This window comes from Pseudomonas sp. CFII68 (assembly GCF_000416195.1).
Classification (GTDB): domain Bacteria; phylum Pseudomonadota; class Gammaproteobacteria; order Pseudomonadales; family Pseudomonadaceae; genus Aquipseudomonas; species Aquipseudomonas kilonensis.
In genome coordinates, this window is the sequence record NZ_ATLN01000024.1 from 26,366 (window position 1) to 43,496 (window position 17,131).

At 62.4% G+C, this 17,131-nt stretch carries 13 protein-coding genes; 2 read left to right on the forward strand and 11 right to left on the reverse strand.

Annotated elements, in window-relative coordinates:
* Nucleotides 1-43: 43 nt before the first annotated feature.
* The 7 genes from CFII68_RS22890 to msuE all read right to left on the reverse strand — a co-directional run bounded on the left by CFII68_RS22890 (nt 44) and on the right by msuE (nt 7,289).
* Entirely contained in the window at nt 44-1,369 is a 1,326-nt protein-coding gene (locus CFII68_RS22890) for an ABC transporter substrate-binding protein (RefSeq protein ID WP_018601925.1), read from the reverse strand.
* 72 nt (nt 1,370-1,441) lie between these two features.
* Nucleotides 1,442-2,509 (reverse strand): branched-chain amino acid ABC transporter permease, encoded by a 1,068-nt coding sequence (locus CFII68_RS22885; RefSeq protein WP_018601927.1) that lies wholly within the window; start codon nt 2,507-2,509, stop codon nt 1,442-1,444.
* Nucleotides 2,510-2,520: 11 nt separating this feature from the next.
* Nucleotides 2,521-3,402, reverse strand: coding sequence for a branched-chain amino acid ABC transporter permease (locus CFII68_RS22880; RefSeq protein ID WP_018601930.1), 882 nt, complete (start codon nt 3,400-3,402; stop codon nt 2,521-2,523).
* A 215-nt stretch (nt 3,403-3,617) separates the two neighbouring features.
* Nucleotides 3,618-4,400, reverse strand: coding sequence for an ABC transporter ATP-binding protein (locus CFII68_RS22875; RefSeq protein ID WP_018601932.1), 783 nt, complete (start codon nt 4,398-4,400; stop codon nt 3,618-3,620).
* Nucleotides 4,401-4,413: 13 nt separating this feature from the next.
* Nucleotides 4,414-5,574 (reverse strand): AMP-binding protein, encoded by a 1,161-nt coding sequence (locus tag CFII68_RS22870; RefSeq protein ID WP_018601934.1) that lies wholly within the window; start codon nt 5,572-5,574, stop codon nt 4,414-4,416.
* Nucleotides 5,575-5,588: 14 nt separating this feature from the next.
* Nucleotides 5,589-6,686 (reverse strand): dimethylsulfone monooxygenase SfnG, encoded by a 1,098-nt coding sequence (sfnG, locus tag CFII68_RS22865; protein WP_018601937.1) that lies wholly within the window; start codon nt 6,684-6,686, stop codon nt 5,589-5,591.
* 39 nt (nt 6,687-6,725) lie between these two features.
* Nucleotides 6,726-7,289 (reverse strand): FMN reductase, encoded by a 564-nt coding sequence (gene msuE, locus CFII68_RS22860; RefSeq protein WP_018601939.1) that lies wholly within the window; start codon nt 7,287-7,289, stop codon nt 6,726-6,728.
* A gap of 377 nt (nt 7,290-7,666) precedes the next feature.
* On the opposite strand from msuE, the gene CFII68_RS22855 reads away from it, so the two are divergent.
* Entirely contained in the window at nt 7,667-8,911 is a 1,245-nt protein-coding gene (locus CFII68_RS22855) for an acyl-CoA dehydrogenase family protein (RefSeq protein ID WP_018601940.1), read from the forward strand.
* Nucleotides 8,912-8,978: 67 nt separating this feature from the next.
* Here the strand turns inward: CFII68_RS22855 and ligD are convergent, their stop codons facing one another.
* From ligD to CFII68_RS22835, 4 genes are read right to left on the reverse strand one after another with little or no spacing between them, the layout of a single operon-like run.
* Complete coding sequence (ligD, locus tag CFII68_RS22850; protein WP_018601942.1) at nt 8,979-11,573, reverse strand: DNA ligase D; 2,595 nt, start codon at nt 11,571-11,573, stop codon at nt 8,979-8,981.
* Nucleotides 11,570-12,733, reverse strand: coding sequence for a carboxylate-amine ligase (locus CFII68_RS22845; RefSeq protein ID WP_033062421.1), 1,164 nt, complete (start codon nt 12,731-12,733; stop codon nt 11,570-11,572). Before CFII68_RS22845 ends, ligD begins: the two co-directional genes overlap by 4 nt.
* On the reverse strand, nt 12,705-13,718 hold the full coding sequence (locus tag CFII68_RS22840; protein WP_018601946.1) for a class I SAM-dependent methyltransferase: 1,014 nt from the start codon (nt 13,716-13,718) through the stop codon (nt 12,705-12,707). Before CFII68_RS22840 ends, CFII68_RS22845 begins: the two co-directional genes overlap by 29 nt.
* A gap of 10 nt (nt 13,719-13,728) precedes the next feature.
* The gene (locus CFII68_RS22835) at nt 13,729-15,114 is read right to left on the reverse strand and encodes an iron-containing redox enzyme family protein (protein ID WP_018601948.1); all 1,386 of its coding nucleotides are present in this window, start codon (nt 15,112-15,114) and stop codon (nt 13,729-13,731) included.
* 402 nt (nt 15,115-15,516) lie between these two features.
* Here CFII68_RS22835 and CFII68_RS22830 point away from each other — a divergent pair, with 402 nt between their 5' ends.
* Nucleotides 15,517-16,854 (forward strand): sodium:proton antiporter, encoded by a 1,338-nt coding sequence (locus tag CFII68_RS22830; RefSeq protein ID WP_018601950.1) that lies wholly within the window; start codon nt 15,517-15,519, stop codon nt 16,852-16,854.
* Nucleotides 16,855-17,131: the final 277 nt, after the last annotated feature.

The window sequence follows — 17,131 nt, forward strand, 5'->3', positions numbered from 1 at the left end:
TTCAAGTAGCGACCGGACACGCCCGCCCGGTCGCCGTGACGCCTCAGGATTCCTTGCTGCAATCACGCGGGGTAATGCCTTTTTCCCGGGCGTACTGGTGCGAAGACGCTTCGATGATCGGTCGCAACAAGGCGCGGTCGGCCTGCACCCAGTCACTGATCAGCTTCCACTGCGTACCGTCCCATTGCTGGAAGCGCACCGCACCACCGCCTTCATGGTCCGAGCACGACAACTGCAACGGCTGCACCAGGCCCAACGCCCCGAGTTCCTTGAGTCGAGCGTCGTCGAGCTTGAGGTTCTCGAAGCCCCACCGCACTTGCTCGCCGGTCAGGGGTTGCTTGCCGAATTTCTGCTGGGCAATGCGCAGCGCCTCTACGTTGAGAATGCCGTTGACCACGCCGAGGTTGTAATACACCGTGCCGAAACGCTTGGGGTCGGCCAGGTCGCCATGGCCGGCGTCGACCACTTGTTTCTTGATGCCCTGCAACACCGGGAAATCGGTGCCCGAAGGGTGCGTGGTGATGGCGATGAAACCCTTGGCCGCGGCACCGGCCGGCGCGGCGTCATCCTCGGAATTGCTCCAGATGTTGCCGATGATGTGGTCGGCCGGGAAACCGACTTTCTGCGCGGTTTTCAGCGCCACCGGGTTCATCACGCCCCAACCGCGCAGGATCACCCAATCAGGTTTTTCCCGACGTATATTCAGCCATTGCGATTGTTGCTCGTTGCCCGGGTGCGGCACCTCCAGCAAGGTCAGCGCAAAACCGTACTTGGCGGCCAGGGTTTGCAGCACCTCGTTGGTTTCCTTGCCGTAGGGCGAGCCGTGATACAGGGTGACGATCTTCAAGCCCTTGAGCTTGTCCACCCCCCCGGCCCTCTGGCCGATGTAGTTGATGATCGCCGACACTTCGGAATACGGGTTCAACTGCAACGGGAAGACATAGGGAAACACGCTGCCGTCGGTGGAGTCCGTGCGACCGTGGTTGATGGTGATCAGCGGCAGTTTGTCGGCGGTCGAGCGCTCCAGCGTGGCGTAGGCAATACCCACCGACAGTGGGTTGGTGGCCGCCGCTGGCGCGCCGTTCAAGCCTTTCTTCAGGCGCTCGTAGCACTCGACGCCTTTTTCGACCACGTATTCGGTCTCGCACTCGCTCCAGGTCAACTTGACGCCATTCACGCCGCCATTGGCGTTGACGTACTTGAGGTAGTCGATAAAACCGCCGAAAAAACCGGTGCCGCCGGCCGCATAAGGGCCGACGCGATAGCTTTGCAGCGGGAAGTATTGTTCGTTGTCCGCCTGGACGGTGAAGGCCGCGGCGGTGAGGCTCAGGGCCAGTGCCAGGCTGCTGGCGAATGATCGTTTGAACATCGGATTTTCCTTGTTATGAAGCCATAGGTAAGCCAACAAAATGGAACTGCAAACCCGCGCTGTGCGCATCGCTCAGTAGCGCAACGGCCACAGCCGAGCGCGCTGGCGAAATCTCTGCCAGAGGCGCGCAAGGCCCTCTGGCTCCTTGATCAGGAACAGGATGATCAGGGCGCCGAATATCATCTTCTGCAGGTTCTCCACCTGACCGGCGTCCACCAGCCCGCCGGGCAGCAGCGACACCAGGTTCGAGAGCAACACCGGAAACAGCACGATGAAGGCCGCGCCGAGGAAGTTGCCCAGCAGGCTGCCGAGGCCGCCGATAATGATGATGAACAGGATCTGGAACGACCGATTGAGGTCGAACCCGTGGGGCTCCACCGTGCCCAGGTAAGCGAAGGCCCAGAGCGCGCCGGCCACCCCGAGGAAAAAACCGCTGATGGCGAACGCCAGCAACTTGGTTTTTGCCAACGCAATGCCGATGACCGCGGCGGCGGTGTCCATGTCGCGCACCGCCATCCAGTTGCGCCCCAACTCGCTGCGCACCAGGTTCTTGCCCAGCCAGAACAGCGCTACCACCACGCTCAGGGTCAATAGGTAGCGGCCAGCCGGCGCATCCAGGTTCACCCCGAATATGTCCAGGCGCGGCGCGCTGATCACGCCCGAGGCGCTGTTGTTGGAAAACCAACTGAACCGGGTCAGCGCCCAGGTCACGAAAAACTGCGCCGCCAGGGTCGAGACCAGCAGGTAGAAGCCCTTGATGCGTAAACTCGGCAGGCCGAACAGCACCGCCACCAACGCCGCCGTCAACCCGCCCAGGGCGATACTGACCAACAGCGGCAAACCGACGACCCGTACTTCGAGGTTGTAAGTGGCAAAGGCGCCCACGGCCATGAACGCCGCTGAACCGAGGGACAATTGCCCCGCATAGCCGGTGAGCAAATTGAGCCCCAACCCGGCCAGGGACAGGACCAGGAACGGAATCAGGATCGCGCTGAACCAATAGTCATTGCCCAGCCAGGGCACCACGACGAAGGCAAACAACAGCAACGCGGCCAGCCCGTGACGGTCCTGGCGCAGCGCGAAGACCCGGCGGTCCTGGGCATAGCGGGTGTTGAACTGGCCTGCTTCTCGATAAAACATCATGCACTCCCCTAAACCCGTTCGATGGCCCGTTCGCCAAACAACCCCGCCGGACGCACCAGCAAAAACAGCAGCGCCAGCACATAGGGAAACCAGTTCTCGATGCCGCTGCCGATGAAGGGCCCGAGATAAACCTCCGCCAGCTTCTCCGAGGCGCCGATGATCAAGCCGCCGACAATCGCGCCGCTGATGGAGGTGAAGCCGCCGATGATCAGCACCGGCAGGGCCTTGAGCACCACCAGCGAGAGCGAGAACTGCACACCGAGGCGAGCGCCCCAGAGCAGTCCGGCGACCAACCCGACAAACCCTGCCACCGCCCACACCACCACCCACACTCGCTGCAAGCGGATGCCCACGGCCAGTGCCGCCAGCGGGTCATCGGCCACCGCCCGCAACGACAATCCGAGCCGGGTCTTGTTGAACAGCCAGGACAGCAGCAGCACCAGAAACGCCGCCGTCAACGCGGCAAATATGTCGAACTGCGACAACAACATCCCGCCCAGCGCCAGCGGTTCGTCGCTGATGCCCAGCTCCAGGCCATGCACCTGGGCGCCCCACAGCGCCTGGGCGAAGCCTTCGATGACGTAGGACAGCCCGAGGGTGGCCATGAACAACGTGATCGGCGAACGGTTGACCAAAGGGCGTAGCACCACCCGCTCCACCGCCACGGCGATCAGTACCATGGCCGTCAGGCTGATGAGGAACGCCAGCCAGAACGGCACGCCGCGCTCCAGCAGGCTGACAAAGGTCAGCGCCGAAAACAGCACCATCGCGCCCTGGGCGAAATTGAACACCCCGGAGGCCTTGTAGATCAGCACAAAACCGATGGCCACCAAGGCGTACATCACCCCTGCCAACAAACCGCCAATCAATACTTCAAAGAAAAATTCCATGCCTGTTCCTAATGCTGTTCAGCTAATACAAACGAGGATCCTGTGGCCAGATTGCTCCCGCTGGGCTGCGCGGTAGGAGCTGTCGAGCGCAGCGAGGCTGCGATCTTTTCCCAGACACTTGAGTCTCAAGCGAAAAGTCAAAAGATCGTCCGAACGCGGCCCGAGCCTTCGCCAGCTCCTACAGAGCCCAGCGCGAAGGCGTCGAATATCCAGTGTCAGTGGCGAGTGCCCAGGTAGGCCGAAATCACCTCGGGGTTCAGCCGTACTTCCTCGGGCGAGCCGTCGCCGATCTTGCGACCGTAATCGAGCACCACCACGTGGTCGCTGATGTCCATGACCACGCCGATATCGTGCTCGATCAACACCACGGTGGTGCCCAGTTCACGATTGATATCGACGATGAAGCGGCTCATCTGCTGCTTCTCGTCGGCGTTCATTCCGGCCATGGGTTCGTCCAGCAGCAACAGCCGAGGCTCCGCCGCCAGCGCCCGGGCCAGCTCCACGCGTTTCTGCAAGCCGTAGGGCAACGTACCCACCAGGGTGTCGCGCCAAGGCTGCAAGTGCAGGAACGCGATAACGCGCTCGGCCGCTTCGCGCTGGCGGTCATCCTCGGCCCGAGCGCGACCGATGCGCAGCGCCTGCTCGATCCAAGTGCTGCGCCGCTTGAGGTTGCGTCCGGTGAGCACGTTGTCGAGCACGCTCATACCCTTGAACAGCGCAATGTTCTGGAACGTGCGGGCGATGCCGCGTACCGCCACATCGTGGGGGCGCATCCGGCGCCGCTCCTGTCGATCAAAACGGATACGTCCCTCCTGGGCCTGGTACACGCCGCTGATGACATTCAGCAGCGAGCTCTTGCCGGCACCGTTGGGGCCGATCAAGGCGCAGATCTCTGCGGTGGCGACACGAAAGCTGATGTCCGTGACCGCTTTGACGCCTTTGAATGACAGTGAAATATGCTCCAGCTCCAGCAAATGCGCGGTGGCCGTCTCGGTCATGGCGCGTCTCCTCTCAGGCCAATTGCGACTGGCGCCCGGTCCAGTCATCGGTGGTTTGCTGCACGAGATGCGTCGGCGCTTCCCAGTGGGCCGCATCGCCCCACTGGCGAACCCTGATACCCAATGCCTGGAAAAACGCCTGGGTCTGGGGCGGCAACGCATCGCCCACCAGCAGCGGCGCGCGGGTCCGGGAGAACCCCAGCACATCGCGCAAAGGCCGGCGCACCAGCCAGTCACCCAGATGCCGTTGCAAGGCGTCGGGATGGGCCGCTAACGCCCAGTCCACCAGCCCACGCGACCAGCTGCCCGGCGCCGGCAAACGCTCCAGCGCATAACGGTACAAACGCTCATAGGTTTCTCGCGTTCCGGCCACCAGCGTCGGGCCCAGCTCGCGGCGGTCGCGATCACGGGTCGCCAGGTTTTCTGGAAAATTCAGGCGAAAACCGGCTATCAACCAGGGCGCCAGCAGATAGCGGGCTTGTCCGCCCGAGGCGAACGCCCGGGCGGCCAATGCCTCTTCCTGCCGTCCCAGGCCTTCGCGCGTCACCAACCGCTGGCCCTCCTGCAGCAGCTCGGCGTGGCTGACGCGTTGCTCTTCAATCGCCTGCCCAGCCCCGCGATAAAACACAAAGGCCGTTTGCAGCACTTGCCCTTGCGGTGCCCGTTCATTGGTTGGCTGCTCGGCAACCAGCGCGGCGTAATCCAGCGCTTGAACGAATGGCGTCAAATCGGCCAGGCCACGCTTGTCGAGATAAACCAGCACACGCGCAGCCACCTGCGCCGCACGCAGACGCAGCATCTCCTCCAGGCCTTCGACCAGGACGAAATCCGGCTGCAGCGTGCCGAGCAATTGCACCTGTTCGGCCGGTACCTCCAAAGGGTCGAAGAGACTCGCCACGCCACCCAGCCACTGCGCGGCCAAGGCTGCAAGCAGCGCCTGCGGCCGGGGTCGGCTGATGATCGTCAGGGTCGCGCCCGCCGCAAAACCGCGGGCTTGCAGGGCACTCGCCAAACGGCGCACCTCCTCGGCCACTTGCGCCCAGCTCCGCTCCTGCCAGACACCCAGGTGCTTATGGCGCAGCGCGACATCCGCGCCATGCCGATGCGCCTGTTGCTGCAACCACTGGGGCAAGCTGGCCGGTGCCGTGTCGAGAGTGTCGGTGAACGTGCCCATGCTGCCTCCCGCGCCTAAGCGACCGCCGCCGTTTTGGCTGCCACTTTGTGTTGCTCCAGCTCACGCACCAGCGGCAGGACCTTACGGCCGAAATACTCGACTTCTTCCTGGAAGTGCAGAAAGCCGGCGAGCACCAGATCCACACCCACCGCCTTCAGCGCGACGATGCGTTCGGCGATCTGCTGCGGTGTGCCGATCAGGTTGGTCTTGAAGCCATCGTTGTACTGCACCAAGTCCTCGAAGCTGGACTTGGCCCAGTTGCCCTCGCCTTCCGGGCTGGACTTGCCGGCCTGCTTCGCCGCATCGCCAAAGGCATTGACGGCCTCGGGGTCGGCCTGGTCGATGATCTGGGCAAGGACCGCACGCGCCTCTTCTTCGGTGTCGCGAGCAATGACGAAGGCGTTTACACCGACCTTGACCTTGTGGTTGTTGGCCGCGGCTTTTGCCTGGAGGTCATCGATCTGCGCCTTGACGCCTTCCACGGTATTGCCGTTGGTGAAGTACCAGTCCGATACCCGTGCGGCCATGTCCCGCGCCGCACGCGAGCTGCCGCCCTGGAAGATCTCCGGTTGCTGCTGCAGTGGTTTCGGCTTGAGGGTGTAGTCGTGGAAGCGATAGAAGTCACCGCGCAAGGTGAAGTTGTCGGTGGTCCAGATGCCCTTGAGCGCGGTGATGAACTCTTCGGAACGGCGATAGCGCTCATCGTGCTCCAGCCACGGCTCGCCAATGGCGGTGAACTCGCCCTTGAACCAACCCGACACGATGTTGACCGCCACCCGGCCGCCGGTCAGGTGATCGATGGTTGCGATCTGCTTGGCCAACACCGACGGCGTCCACGGCCCAGGCAACACTGCGGCGATGACTTTCAGGCGCGTGGTGGCGGCCAGCAAGGCATGACTGAACGCTACGGACTCGTGCTGGTATTCGGCGCCGTAACCGGCGGTAAAGCGCACTTGGGACAGGGCGTAGTCGAAGCCGGCCGCTTCAGCGATCTGGGCCAGCTTGCGGTTGTAGTCGATGCCCCAGTCGGTGCGTTGCTCGATTTTGCTGACCACCAGCCCGCCACTGACGTTGGGCACCCAGTAGGCAAATTTGATCGTGTCCTGGCTCATTGCATGTACTCCACGGCTCGTTTTGAAAGAAGAAATTGATCAGGCGGCACTGGCGTCGCGTCGAACGCTCGGGACCAGGCTCAGCAACGCCGACTCGACGGCGCGCTCGATACGCTCCAGTACCTGTGCGCTGGAGATCCGGTATTGGCTGAAATCGGTTTCGCTGGCATAGACCCCCACCGGCAGGCTCAGGGCCTGGAAGAAGCCGAACAGGGGCCGCAGTTGGTGATCGATGATCAAGGCATGGCGATCCGAGCCCCCCGTCGCGGCCAGCAGCACCGGTACGTTCTTGAGGGCTTCGTGATGAACGAAATCGAACAGGTGCTTGAACAGGCCGGTGTACGAAGCCCGATACACCGGGCTGGCGGCGATCAACAGATCAGCCGACTCAATGGCCTGCAGGTCATCCTGCACGGCAGCCGGCAATGCCTCGCGACGCAAGACCCCGGCGAACTGGGGCCCGACCTTGGCCAGTTCGATTACACGCAGCTCGATCGGCAGTTGCTGCGCGAGCCTGTCGACCAATGCCTGGAGCAGGACCAGCGTGCGTGACGGGTGCTGCACGCTGCCTGACACCGCCACCACTTTGAATTGCTTGCTCATCGCTTACCCCATGCCTGGAGACGCCACCTCAGCGTCTGCACAAGGTGTAGAGCAGCAACCGTGCCAGTTGAATATTCATTTATTAATCAATGTGTTAGGAGCTTTGCCGGATCATGTCACTGTCGCTCGACGGACAAGCTGTTGATCCACTGTTGCGTGGCGAACATCCGCTGCGTCGATATCCGTGGCAGCAACTGTTGCCGGGCACACAGTTGCGCAGCAGATTGTCCTCGGCAAGGACAGCCCCTGCGCTGATGAACGCTGTACAAGCCCCGTATTTACGGGCATCTGGGCTCGGGCACGGACTGTGCAATAGCCGCTGGCACCGGCAGGTTTCTCCCCCTGCCTACCTATTCGTCATAAGAAGGAACCTCACCATGACCGCACAGCAACAACACCTGCCGCCGATCCTGTCCACCGGCACCGACTATGAGCCCTTGGCCGAACGCTTTCGGCCGATCTTTGCACGCATCCAGGCCGGCGCCCTGGAGCGTGAGCAGACGCGCAGCTTGCCTTTTGAACAGGTGAAATGGCTGAAGGAAGCAGGCTTTGGAGCCATTCGCGTACCGGTCGAATATGGCGGCGCCGGGGCTTCGTTGCCGCAGCTGTTGCAACTGCTGATCGAACTGGCCGAAGCCGATTCCAACCTGCCCCAGGCGCTGCGCGGGCACTTTGCATTTGTCGAGGACCGTCTCAACGCCCACGCCAGCAGCCCACAAGACATCTGGTTCAAGCGCTTCGTCGAGGGTGAACTGGTGGGCAATGCCTGGACGGAAGTTGGCGCCGTGAAAATCGGCGACGTCGTTACTCGGGTTTCCCGGCAAGGCGATCAATGGGTGGTCAACGGCACCAAGTACTACAGCACCGGCAGTATCTTCGCCGACTGGATCGACGTGTATGCCCAGCGCGACGACAACGGCACCGACGTGATTGCCGCCGTGCGCGTGCACCAGCCGGGCGTCAAGCAAAGCGATGACTGGGACGGTTTTGGCCAACGCACCACCGGCAGCGGCACGTCGCTGTTCGAGAATGCGTTGGTCGAGGCGGAAAATCTCATCGACTTCTCTACTCGCTTCAAATACCAGACCGCGTTTTATCAACTGGTCTTGCTCGCCGTGCTGACCGGTGCCGGCCGCGCGGCGGTTCATGACATTACCGAGCAAGTGCGCAAACGCACGCGAGTCTTCAGCACCGGCAATGCCAGCGAAGTGAGCCAGGACGTGCAGGTGCAACAGGTCGTCGGCAGGGCCTCGGCCCAGGTCTATGCCGCCCAAGCCACTGCCCTGCGAGCCGCGAGCGCCTCCCAACGCGCCTACGAAAGCCGCTTCAGTCAGAACGACGCGACCGAACACGCCGCCAACATCGCCGCCGAACTGGAATCGGCCCAGGCCCAGGTGGTCATCTCCGACCTGGTGCTACGCGCCACCAGCGAGCTGTTCAATGCCCTTGGTGCCTCGGCCACCAGCACCAGCAAGGCCCTCGACCGCCACTGGCGCAACGCCCGCACCGCCGCTTCGCACAATCCGCTGATCTACAAGGAGCGCATTATTGGTGATTGGGAAATCAACGGCACGGAACCACCGTATGTCTGGCAGATTGGCGGGGGATCGAAACAACAGTGATTGCCGGGGGGCGTAGGTAGGCCGGTGGGCATATCCGTTACCGCAGCAATGGATATGCACACCCCCCTCAAATACGTGACTTCACGGTCTTCTTCATGCCGATGCGTCGTCGCATCTCAGCAGTAATACTCTGCCGAGTTGTCTTCAGCCCAGCCCAAGGCTCATGCCCAACTTCCGCCAGCCGCTCATGAACATTGCGCACATTCCAAAGATTCGCGCCCTTGAGTTCAGCCACTTCCTCGCGAAAAATCGGCACCGAAACCGGCAACCCTTCCCGAGTCCGGGCCGCGTAGGCACAGATGGTGGTGGCGCCCAACCCATTACGCAGATAATCGATGAAGATCCGCCCTACCCGGTTCTTCGGCCCGGACACTGCCGAGAAACGGTCCGGCAGCAGCTTGGCCATGTGACTGACAATTACATGGCTGAACCCCTTGACCTCGTCCCAACCCAGTTTGCGCGTCAGCGGCACCACCACATGGATGCCCTTGCCACCGCTGGTCTTGAGAAACGCCTTGAGCCCCAGCTCATCGAGCACCGATAGCGTGAGCTGCGTCGCCTCGACCATGCTTTTCCAGGGCAAGGCCGGGTCCGGGTCAAGGTCGAGGACGAAGCGGTCAGGCTTGTCCAGATCGACCGAGGTGGCATTCCAGGTGTGCAGTTCCACCGTGCTCATCTGCACCGCGCCGATCAGCGCCTCGGCGTTGTTGATGATCATCACCGGCTGCCCGGTCAGTTCCTTGTCCAGACGGCTGATGCCGGGAATCGCCAGGCGCTCGGCGTTCTTCTGGAAGAACAGCTCCCCGGCGATGCCATCCGGCGCCCTGACCAAAGCCACCGGGCGATCCGCCAGTTCCGGCAGGATGAACTCGGCCACGCTGGCGTAGTACTCGGCCAGTTGCAGCTTGGTGGTGCCGCTGCTGGCATCAATGACCCGCTCCGGGTGGGTGATGCGGACCTTGCCGTCCATGGGCGATACCACGTCTGGTTCAGATTTGCCCCGGGTTTTCTTCGCTGCGGTGGTTTTTTTCACAGGCTTGGCCAGCTCCTGGGTGATGTCCTTGGCCGGCTTGTCGTCGCGCATGCCATGGAAGACCGCATGGCGCACCGAACCTTCCTTGGTCATCTCGGCAAAGGCCACTTCGGCCAACAGCGTCGGTTCGAGCCAGTGCACGCCCTTGGCTTCGTAACCGGTGGGCGGATTCACCACGGCGGCCTTTTTCGTCTCCAGGGGCAGCAGTTGCTGGTAGATGCTTCTAAGGTTGGTTTCGTTGAACCCGGTGCCGACCTTGCCGGCGTAGCGTAACTGGCCGCTGTCGGCATCATGCAGCCCCAGCAGCAAGGCACCGAAGGCGCTGCGAGCGCCCTTGGGCTCGCTGAAGCCCACCACCACGAACTCCTGGCGATTCTTGCACTTGAGCTTGATCCAGTCGTTGCTGCGCCTGGACACATAGGCACTGCCGATGCGCTTGCCGATCAACCCTTCCATCCGCATCTGGCAGGCGCTGTTGAGCAACGCTTCGGGGGTTTCCTCGAAAGCATCGGAAAACCGCAGCAAGGGGCTTTCGTTGGGCTCCAGCACTGCGGCCAAAGCCGCCCGGCGCTCTTGCACCGGAACTTTGCGCAAATCCATGCCGTTAAGGTAAGGCATGTCGAACAGGTAATAGGCGATCTTGCCGCTGCTGCCGGCCTCGAAGGCATTTTGCAAGGCCTGGAAGTCCGGCACGCCCTGGTCGTTGGCAACGACCATCTCGCCGTCTAGCCAGGCCGATTCCAAGCCCAGCGCAGCCAAGGCTTCGGCCTGTCTTGGCAATTTATGGGTCCAATCATGGCCGTTGCGGGTGAGCAGCTTTACATCGCCGCTTTCAATGCGCGCCATGACCCGGTAACCGTCGAACTTGATCTCATAGAGCCAATCGCCGTCGGGCGCGCTGTCCACCAGCGTTGCCAGTTCCGGCTTGAGGGTTTCCGGCAACGGCTCGGCGACCGCGCCGCTCAGAATGGTTTTCGAGGGGCGTTTCGGCGATTTCGGCTGGACGGCTTTTTCCGCTTGTTTCACCGCTTTGGCGGTAGCGGCCTTGCCGCGGCGCTTGGGCACGAGGGTGCGATCGCTGAGCACGCTGTCCGGTTCGGCCTGGACCACGTCGTATTCGCTCTCGGGGCGGGCGGCCTGGTCCTGATGCTTGATCAGGAACCACTGCTCCTGCTTGCCGGGCATGTGGGTGCGCACCAGGTTCCACAGGCCGCTGAGCTTTTCGCCTTGCAGTTCGAACTTGAGCCGGCCTTTTTCATAGGCCTCATGGGGATCATCCTGGGGAATCCAGACGCCCCGGTCCCAGACGATAACGTCACCGGCGCCGTAATGGCCCTCGGGAATGTTGCCTTCGAACGTGGCGTAATCCAGCGGATGGTCTTCGACATGCACCGCCAGGCGCTTGGCTTTCGGGTCCAGGGAGGGGCCCTTGGGCACCGCCCAACTCTTGAGCGCACCGTCCAGCTCCAGCCGAAAGTCGTAATGCAGCCGCGAAGCGTCGTGTTTTTGAATACAGAACTGCAAGGCATGGGCGCTTCTTGCCGATTTGCGCGAGCGCTTCGCCGCCGGCTCCGGGGTGGCGGCGAAGTCGCGCATGCGGTTGTAGTCGTCCAGGGTCTTGCGGCTCATGCACCACCTGCCACCTGTTGCAACGCCGGATCAGCGACCGGCAGCCCGGCGGTTTCCGCGAGTAATTGATCGACCACGCGGCACAAGGCCTGTTCGACGGAATCGCCCAGCAGCAGCCCCTGTTCGAAGAGGACGATTTGCCGGTCGGCGCTGGTGCCTTCCTGCACCATGCGGCGCACCTGCTTGAACACGTCCTGGACACCCAGCTCTGCTGCGGTCTCACCGAAGGTTTGCTCGGCCAGGGTCAGCCATTCACCGATCAACATCGGCTGCTCCTGCCCCTCGACGATAAACTCCGCGAGAATCCCGTGACGCTTGGCCCGCCAGCGATTTTCCTTGAGGACCCACTGGGACATCTGGTTGTAGTGGGCGCCAGGCCGGCGCTGCGCCACGGCATGGGCCACCATCAGGCGAAACAGCGAGACCAGACAGAGGACGTCGTCGACCCGAGGACAGGCATCACAAATGCGCAGTTCCAGCGTGGGGTAACGTGAGGAAGGCCGTATCACCCACCAGCAATCGCTGGGCTGGCGAATGGACCCGGTGCGCATGAGCATGTCGACGTAGCGGGCGAACGCCGACTCGTCTTCGAAAAATTCCGGCACGCCCATGCGCGGCCATTCATCGCAGGCCACTTGTCGGTAGCTGCTGAAGCCACTGTAGCCGCCGTTCCAGAACGGCGATGAAGCGCTCAGGGCCAGGAACATCGGCAACCAGGGCAGGATCTCATTCATGACCCGCACCCGATCCTGGGTGGCCGGAACTTCCACATGGACATGCAGGCCCGACAGCACGCTGCGCCGCGCCACCCGCTGGTAATCATCGAACAGTTGCTGGAAATGCAGCTCGTCGGTTGGCTGCAGCACTTGGGTCGTCATCGGGTGTGAACCGGCGCTGAGCAGACCCAGGCCATACGGTGCCAACCGCTGGTTCAAGCCCGTACGCACCTGGCTCAGGTAGTCGGCGGCCTCGGGCAGGCTGCGAAAGATGGGCGATGCCATCTCGACCTGGCACAGGAACATTTCATGGGCGAAATGCTTGCCCAGCTCGGCCTGGCACGCGGCGACAGCCTCCGCGGGTGGCTCACCCGGCATGCAACGGGTTTGCAGATCGGTGATGAAATACTCCTCTTCAATGCCGAATTTCATGCGCCTGTTCATCGATAATCCCTCCGATAGCCCCGCCGATACCTGCGCCAATGCGGGTTACAACCAACGCCACCACGGCGATCCTTTCCACGTCCTGATAACCCGGCGTCAGCAATTCCTCACCAAACACGTCCGGGTCCAATTCCTTGTAGGTCCAGCCGAAATCCGCCGAGTCACGCCATCGGCCCAGCGCTTCCAGGAACGGGTCGCGCCCATCCACCATCGCCACGCCGGTGTAGAGCACCAGCGAGCCGCCCGGTGTGAGCCGGGGCAAGGCCTGTTCGACGATGCGCAACGACAGCTCCGCGCCCAGCGCGCCGCCGCCATGGCGATAGGCGCGCTCGGATGGATCAGCCATGTACGGCGGGTTGGCGACGATCAGGTCGAAGTTGCCTGGCACGTCCTGCAGCACGTCGCTGCGAGCGATCTCGACATTGCCCACCTCGGCCAGCGCGGCGTTCACAGCACTCAGGCGCAAGGCTAGCGGGTTGATGTCCACCGCCAGCACTTGCGCTTCACGCCGGGCGCGGGCAATCACGATCGCACCGACGCCGGCGCCACAACCGATGTCCACGGCGCGATGCACCGCCGTGAAGTTCTGTTGCAGATGAGTATGGATCAGTTGGGCGAAGCGGTAGCTGTCAGGGCCGAAAAACACCGCATCGGAGGCCTGGGTGGGGAACTGCGAATGCGCGAACAGCAAGCCATCCAGGCTCGACCAGCGCACCCGGCTGCGCAGCAGGCCGTCGCGTTCTTCCAGCACCTGGGCTTCTTGCAGTTGCCGCTGTTCGTCGGTGCTGATCAGCCCCGGCGCAAACGGCCGCGACCAGCCAAACACGTCCCGCAAGGTCTTGGAGCGTTCATTGCCGGGCCGCTGGTTGATCCGCTCGTGGGTCAACGGCGTCGGGGTAATGAAACGGTAGCCGTCGGCTTGCAGGCGCCGGCCCAGTTGCAACAGCGCAAGGTCCGTCTCGCACAGGCGTTCTTCCTCATTCATGCAGGGCTCCCTAGCGAAGTACGGATTTGAGTTCGATGAAGCGGCGAGTCGCCAACAGCCCGGCCGGATGGCTATGGCAACGGGCACAGAGCCAGGGCATCAGAACCTGCATCTGCGCATCGGGCGTGCGGCCTTGCAGTGCCTGTTGCAGGCTTTGCACATCGGGATCATCCATCGGCGTTGCGGGCTCGCACGCCGCACCCGGACCACGCCGGGCGCCGGACTTCGTGCCCTGGTCCAGCCAGTCACCGGCAATCCAATCGTGCAGCAACTGCTTTTCGTAGGGGCTGAACACGCCGAACATGGCCGCACCGGCCCCGTCGATCAGCGCCCAGAAGCGGCTGCTCTGCGGGTCTTCATGGCGTTTGATCCAGCCTTTGTTCTGCATTGCCGCCAAGAACCCTTCCAACTGGCCTGGCACCGCAAGCCACTGGTTGACGGTCTTGCCTTCGAACTTGCAGTAATCGGAATGCATGTGCTGGCCGAACGGGCGTTTGCGTTCGAGCATGTCCAGCACTTCGCGCTCCAGGTCGAACGAGGCGATGATGTCCCGGCTGCCCTGCCCCAGGTCGTTGAGGCGATAGCCCAATGTGACTCGGTGCCAGAAAGCTTCACGGTCCGCTTCCATCGGCATCAGTTGCAGCAATGCCTGCACGGCCTTATGGGCGTGGCCGGTGCTGGCGTTGTCGATGGTGACGTGAAGGGTGAAATAGTAGGGATCGATGTCCAGTTCGCTCAGCTCATAGGCGCTGATCAACAGATGCAAGGGCAATTGTTCATAGCCCAGGTTGTAGCCGATGACCTCCGGCAGGTATTCGTCACCGGCATAACCCAAGGCCAGTTGCACGGCACCTTGCAGATAAAGGTCATCGTCGATGTCCGGGGCATCCGACAGGTCGTGTTCGGCGAGCAATTTGCGATAGAGCACCACATGGTTTTGCCCGGGATGACCGTCCCCCAGTTCTTCCAGGTAGGTGCACAGCAACCCTTCGAAACGGTGGTCGTGCCAGTGCTTGACCACGCCATACAGCCAGGCGCCGTCGACCCGTTTGGTCGGCGCCACCGCCTGCAGGAAGTACAGGGCGTGGGCCCTGCCGCTGAAGAATTCCCGCGCACCGCCATTTTTGCGCCGCTCCAGGTAGTCAGCGTATTGCCGGGCCACACCGGCGCTGTGCTGCTCGACCCAGGCCTGCAGCGCCATGGGGTCATCGGGCACCTCCTGGGGGAGCGCCGCAGCCTTTGCGATGCATTGCTGGAGGAACGCTTGGGCGACGGCTTGCTTGTCGGCGTCATCGGGGCCCTGGAACAGTCGCTCATAGCATTGGCGCACGTGTCCGTTATGGGTGACAGGCTGGACGGTGGCCGGCCGGGATTGAAGGGGTGTCAGCGCAGTCATAAGGGCCTCTTGGGTTCTCGGCGGACGCTGAATCAGAACGTCTCTTCTGTTGCAGAGCGCCGGCAACGGCGAAAAATTCCGTTGGGTTGAAAGGCAGGCGGATAAACGGGTTGTTCGTTCACGAGGGGAACCCTCGTTTCGTTCCAGCCCTCGAATGAGTGACAAGTGCGCCAATACCAGCAAGTGAACACCCTTGTGGCGAGGGGATTTATCTGTGGGAGCAAGGCTTGCCCGCGATAAAAACAACGCAGTCTCTCTGGAACCGAGGCTCCTGCATCGCGAGCAAGCTTTGCTCCCACAGCGGGGCGGTGCGACGTTTCGCTAAATCCCCTCGCCACAGAATTGTGCTTGGCGGTCCTACAGGGTGTTGTAACTGGCTCCCTTGCTATCCAAGGAGCAACGATGACTTTCACGGTATGGGTAGCGGTGCTCGGTGCGGTGTTGCTGACCCTGGCCCTGACCTCCTCCTATCTGCGCTGGATGCCGGTCACCACCTCGGCGATGTGCCTGGTGCTGGGCGTTGCCATCGGGCCGATGGGGTTGGACGTGCTGAAGCTGGACATCAGCGACTCGTCGGTCTGGATGGAACACCTCACGGAGGTCGCGGTGGTGTTTTCGTTGTTCGTCAGCGGCCTCAAGTTGCGCCTGCCCCTCAAGAACCGTACCTGGCGCGTGGCCTTTGGGCTGGCCGGACCGGTGATGATCCTGAGCATCGCCGGCCTGTGCCTGGCATTGCATTATCTGTTCGGCCTCAGTTGGGGCGTGTCGATGCTGATCGGCGCGATATTGGCCCCCACCGATCCGGTATTGGCGGCGTTGGTGCAGGTCAACGATGCGCGGGATGACGACCGGGTGCGTTTCGGTCTGTCGGGCGAAGCGGGACTGAACGACGGCACCGCGTTTCCCTTTGTGATCCTCGGCCTGTTGATGCTGCGCGACGACGGCAGCGGTTTTCTCGGCGAATGGCTGCTGCGTAACGTCCTCTGGGCGGTGCCGGCCGGTTTGCTGGTTGGCTACTGGATGGGCCGCGGGATTGGCAAGCTGACCTTGTCGATGCGCATCAGGAATGCCGACAGCACGCTGTCGCCCAATGACTACCTGGCCCTGGCACTGATTGCCCTGGCCTACGTCGTGGCCGAGTGGATCCAGGGCTACGGCTTTCTCTCTGTATTCGCCGCCGGCCTGGGGCTGCGCCAGGCCGAGGTCAAGTCCACCGACGAAGCGGCGCTGCCGGCAGAACACCTGGTGCAACCGGTGGTGGGCCACGAAACCGTCGAGCCCCAGCAGGCCGTCCTCGGTGATACCGAGTCGCTGGACGATGGTCAATTGGCCGCAGGGGTCATGATGAGCGACATGCTCGCGTTCGGCAGCCTGGTGGAACGGTCGATGGAAGTGTTCCTGGTAACCCTGCTCGGCGTCGTGCTGGCCAACCATTGGGACTGGCGGGCCTTGGCGATCGGTGCCCTGCTGTTTGCCGTCATCCGCCCGTTGAGTGTGCTGGCGTTACCCTGGGGGCGGCTGCTCGACGGACCGCAACGGCTACTGATCGGCTGGTTCGGCATCCGCGGGATCGGCAGTCTGTTTTATCTGTTTTTCGCCTTGAACCATGACCTGCAGCCGGAGGTGGCGCAACTGTGCATCAACCTCACCCTGTCGGTGGTGGCCTTGAGTATTTTGGTCCATGGTGTCACGACCCAACCCACCCTGGCATGGTATGAGCGCCATAAGCAGCCGAGGTGAGGCACTGCGGCAGGAGATGAACGCTGTTGTGGCGAGGGAGCTTGCTCCCGCTGAACTGCGAAGCAGGCCCCTTGGGCGGTCGCTGCGCAACCGAGCGGGAGCAAGCTCCTATCAAACAAAACGCAAGCACTTGATTTTCTACAACAAATTCCAGGTCAAGGCTGCACGATAGCGAATAGGTTCAATTTCCACGGAAATGTGGTTGCCCAGAATCCATGGCCAACTATCAGACCGCCTTCGCGAGCAAGCTCGCTCCCACAATTGGACCGGAGTACGA

Excerpts from the sequence above, each read along its gene's own strand:
- sfnG (WP_018601937.1), bottom strand. The coding sequence starts at position 6,686 with ATGAGCCAGGACACGATCAAATTTGCCTACTGGGTGCCCAACGTCAGT.
- CFII68_RS22890 (WP_018601925.1), bottom strand. The coding sequence starts at position 1,369 with ATGTTCAAACGATCATTCGCCAGCAGCCTGGCACTGGCCCTGAGCCTC.
- CFII68_RS22855 (WP_018601940.1), top strand. The coding sequence starts at position 7,667 with ATGACCGCACAGCAACAACACCTGCCGCCGATCCTGTCCACCGGCACC.
- CFII68_RS22870 (WP_018601934.1), bottom strand. The coding sequence starts at position 5,574 with ATGGGCACGTTCACCGACACTCTCGACACGGCACCGGCCAGCTTGCCC.
- CFII68_RS22880 (WP_018601930.1), bottom strand. The coding sequence starts at position 3,402 with ATGGAATTTTTCTTTGAAGTATTGATTGGCGGTTTGTTGGCAGGGGTG.
- CFII68_RS22840 (WP_018601946.1), bottom strand. The coding sequence starts at position 13,718 with ATGAATGAGGAAGAACGCCTGTGCGAGACGGACCTTGCGCTGTTGCAA.
- CFII68_RS22885 (WP_018601927.1), bottom strand. The coding sequence starts at position 2,509 with ATGTTTTATCGAGAAGCAGGCCAGTTCAACACCCGCTATGCCCAGGAC.
- CFII68_RS22875 (WP_018601932.1), bottom strand. The coding sequence starts at position 4,400 with ATGACCGAGACGGCCACCGCGCATTTGCTGGAGCTGGAGCATATTTCA.
- CFII68_RS22845 (WP_033062421.1), bottom strand. The coding sequence starts at position 12,733 with ATGAACAGGCGCATGAAATTCGGCATTGAAGAGGAGTATTTCATCACC.
- ligD (WP_018601942.1), bottom strand. The coding sequence starts at position 11,573 with ATGAGCCGCAAGACCCTGGACGACTACAACCGCATGCGCGACTTCGCC.
- msuE (WP_018601939.1), bottom strand. The coding sequence starts at position 7,289 with ATGAGCAAGCAATTCAAAGTGGTGGCGGTGTCAGGCAGCGTGCAGCAC.
- CFII68_RS22835 (WP_018601948.1), bottom strand. The coding sequence starts at position 15,114 with ATGACTGCGCTGACACCCCTTCAATCCCGGCCGGCCACCGTCCAGCCT.
- CFII68_RS22830 (WP_018601950.1), top strand. The coding sequence starts at position 15,517 with ATGACTTTCACGGTATGGGTAGCGGTGCTCGGTGCGGTGTTGCTGACC.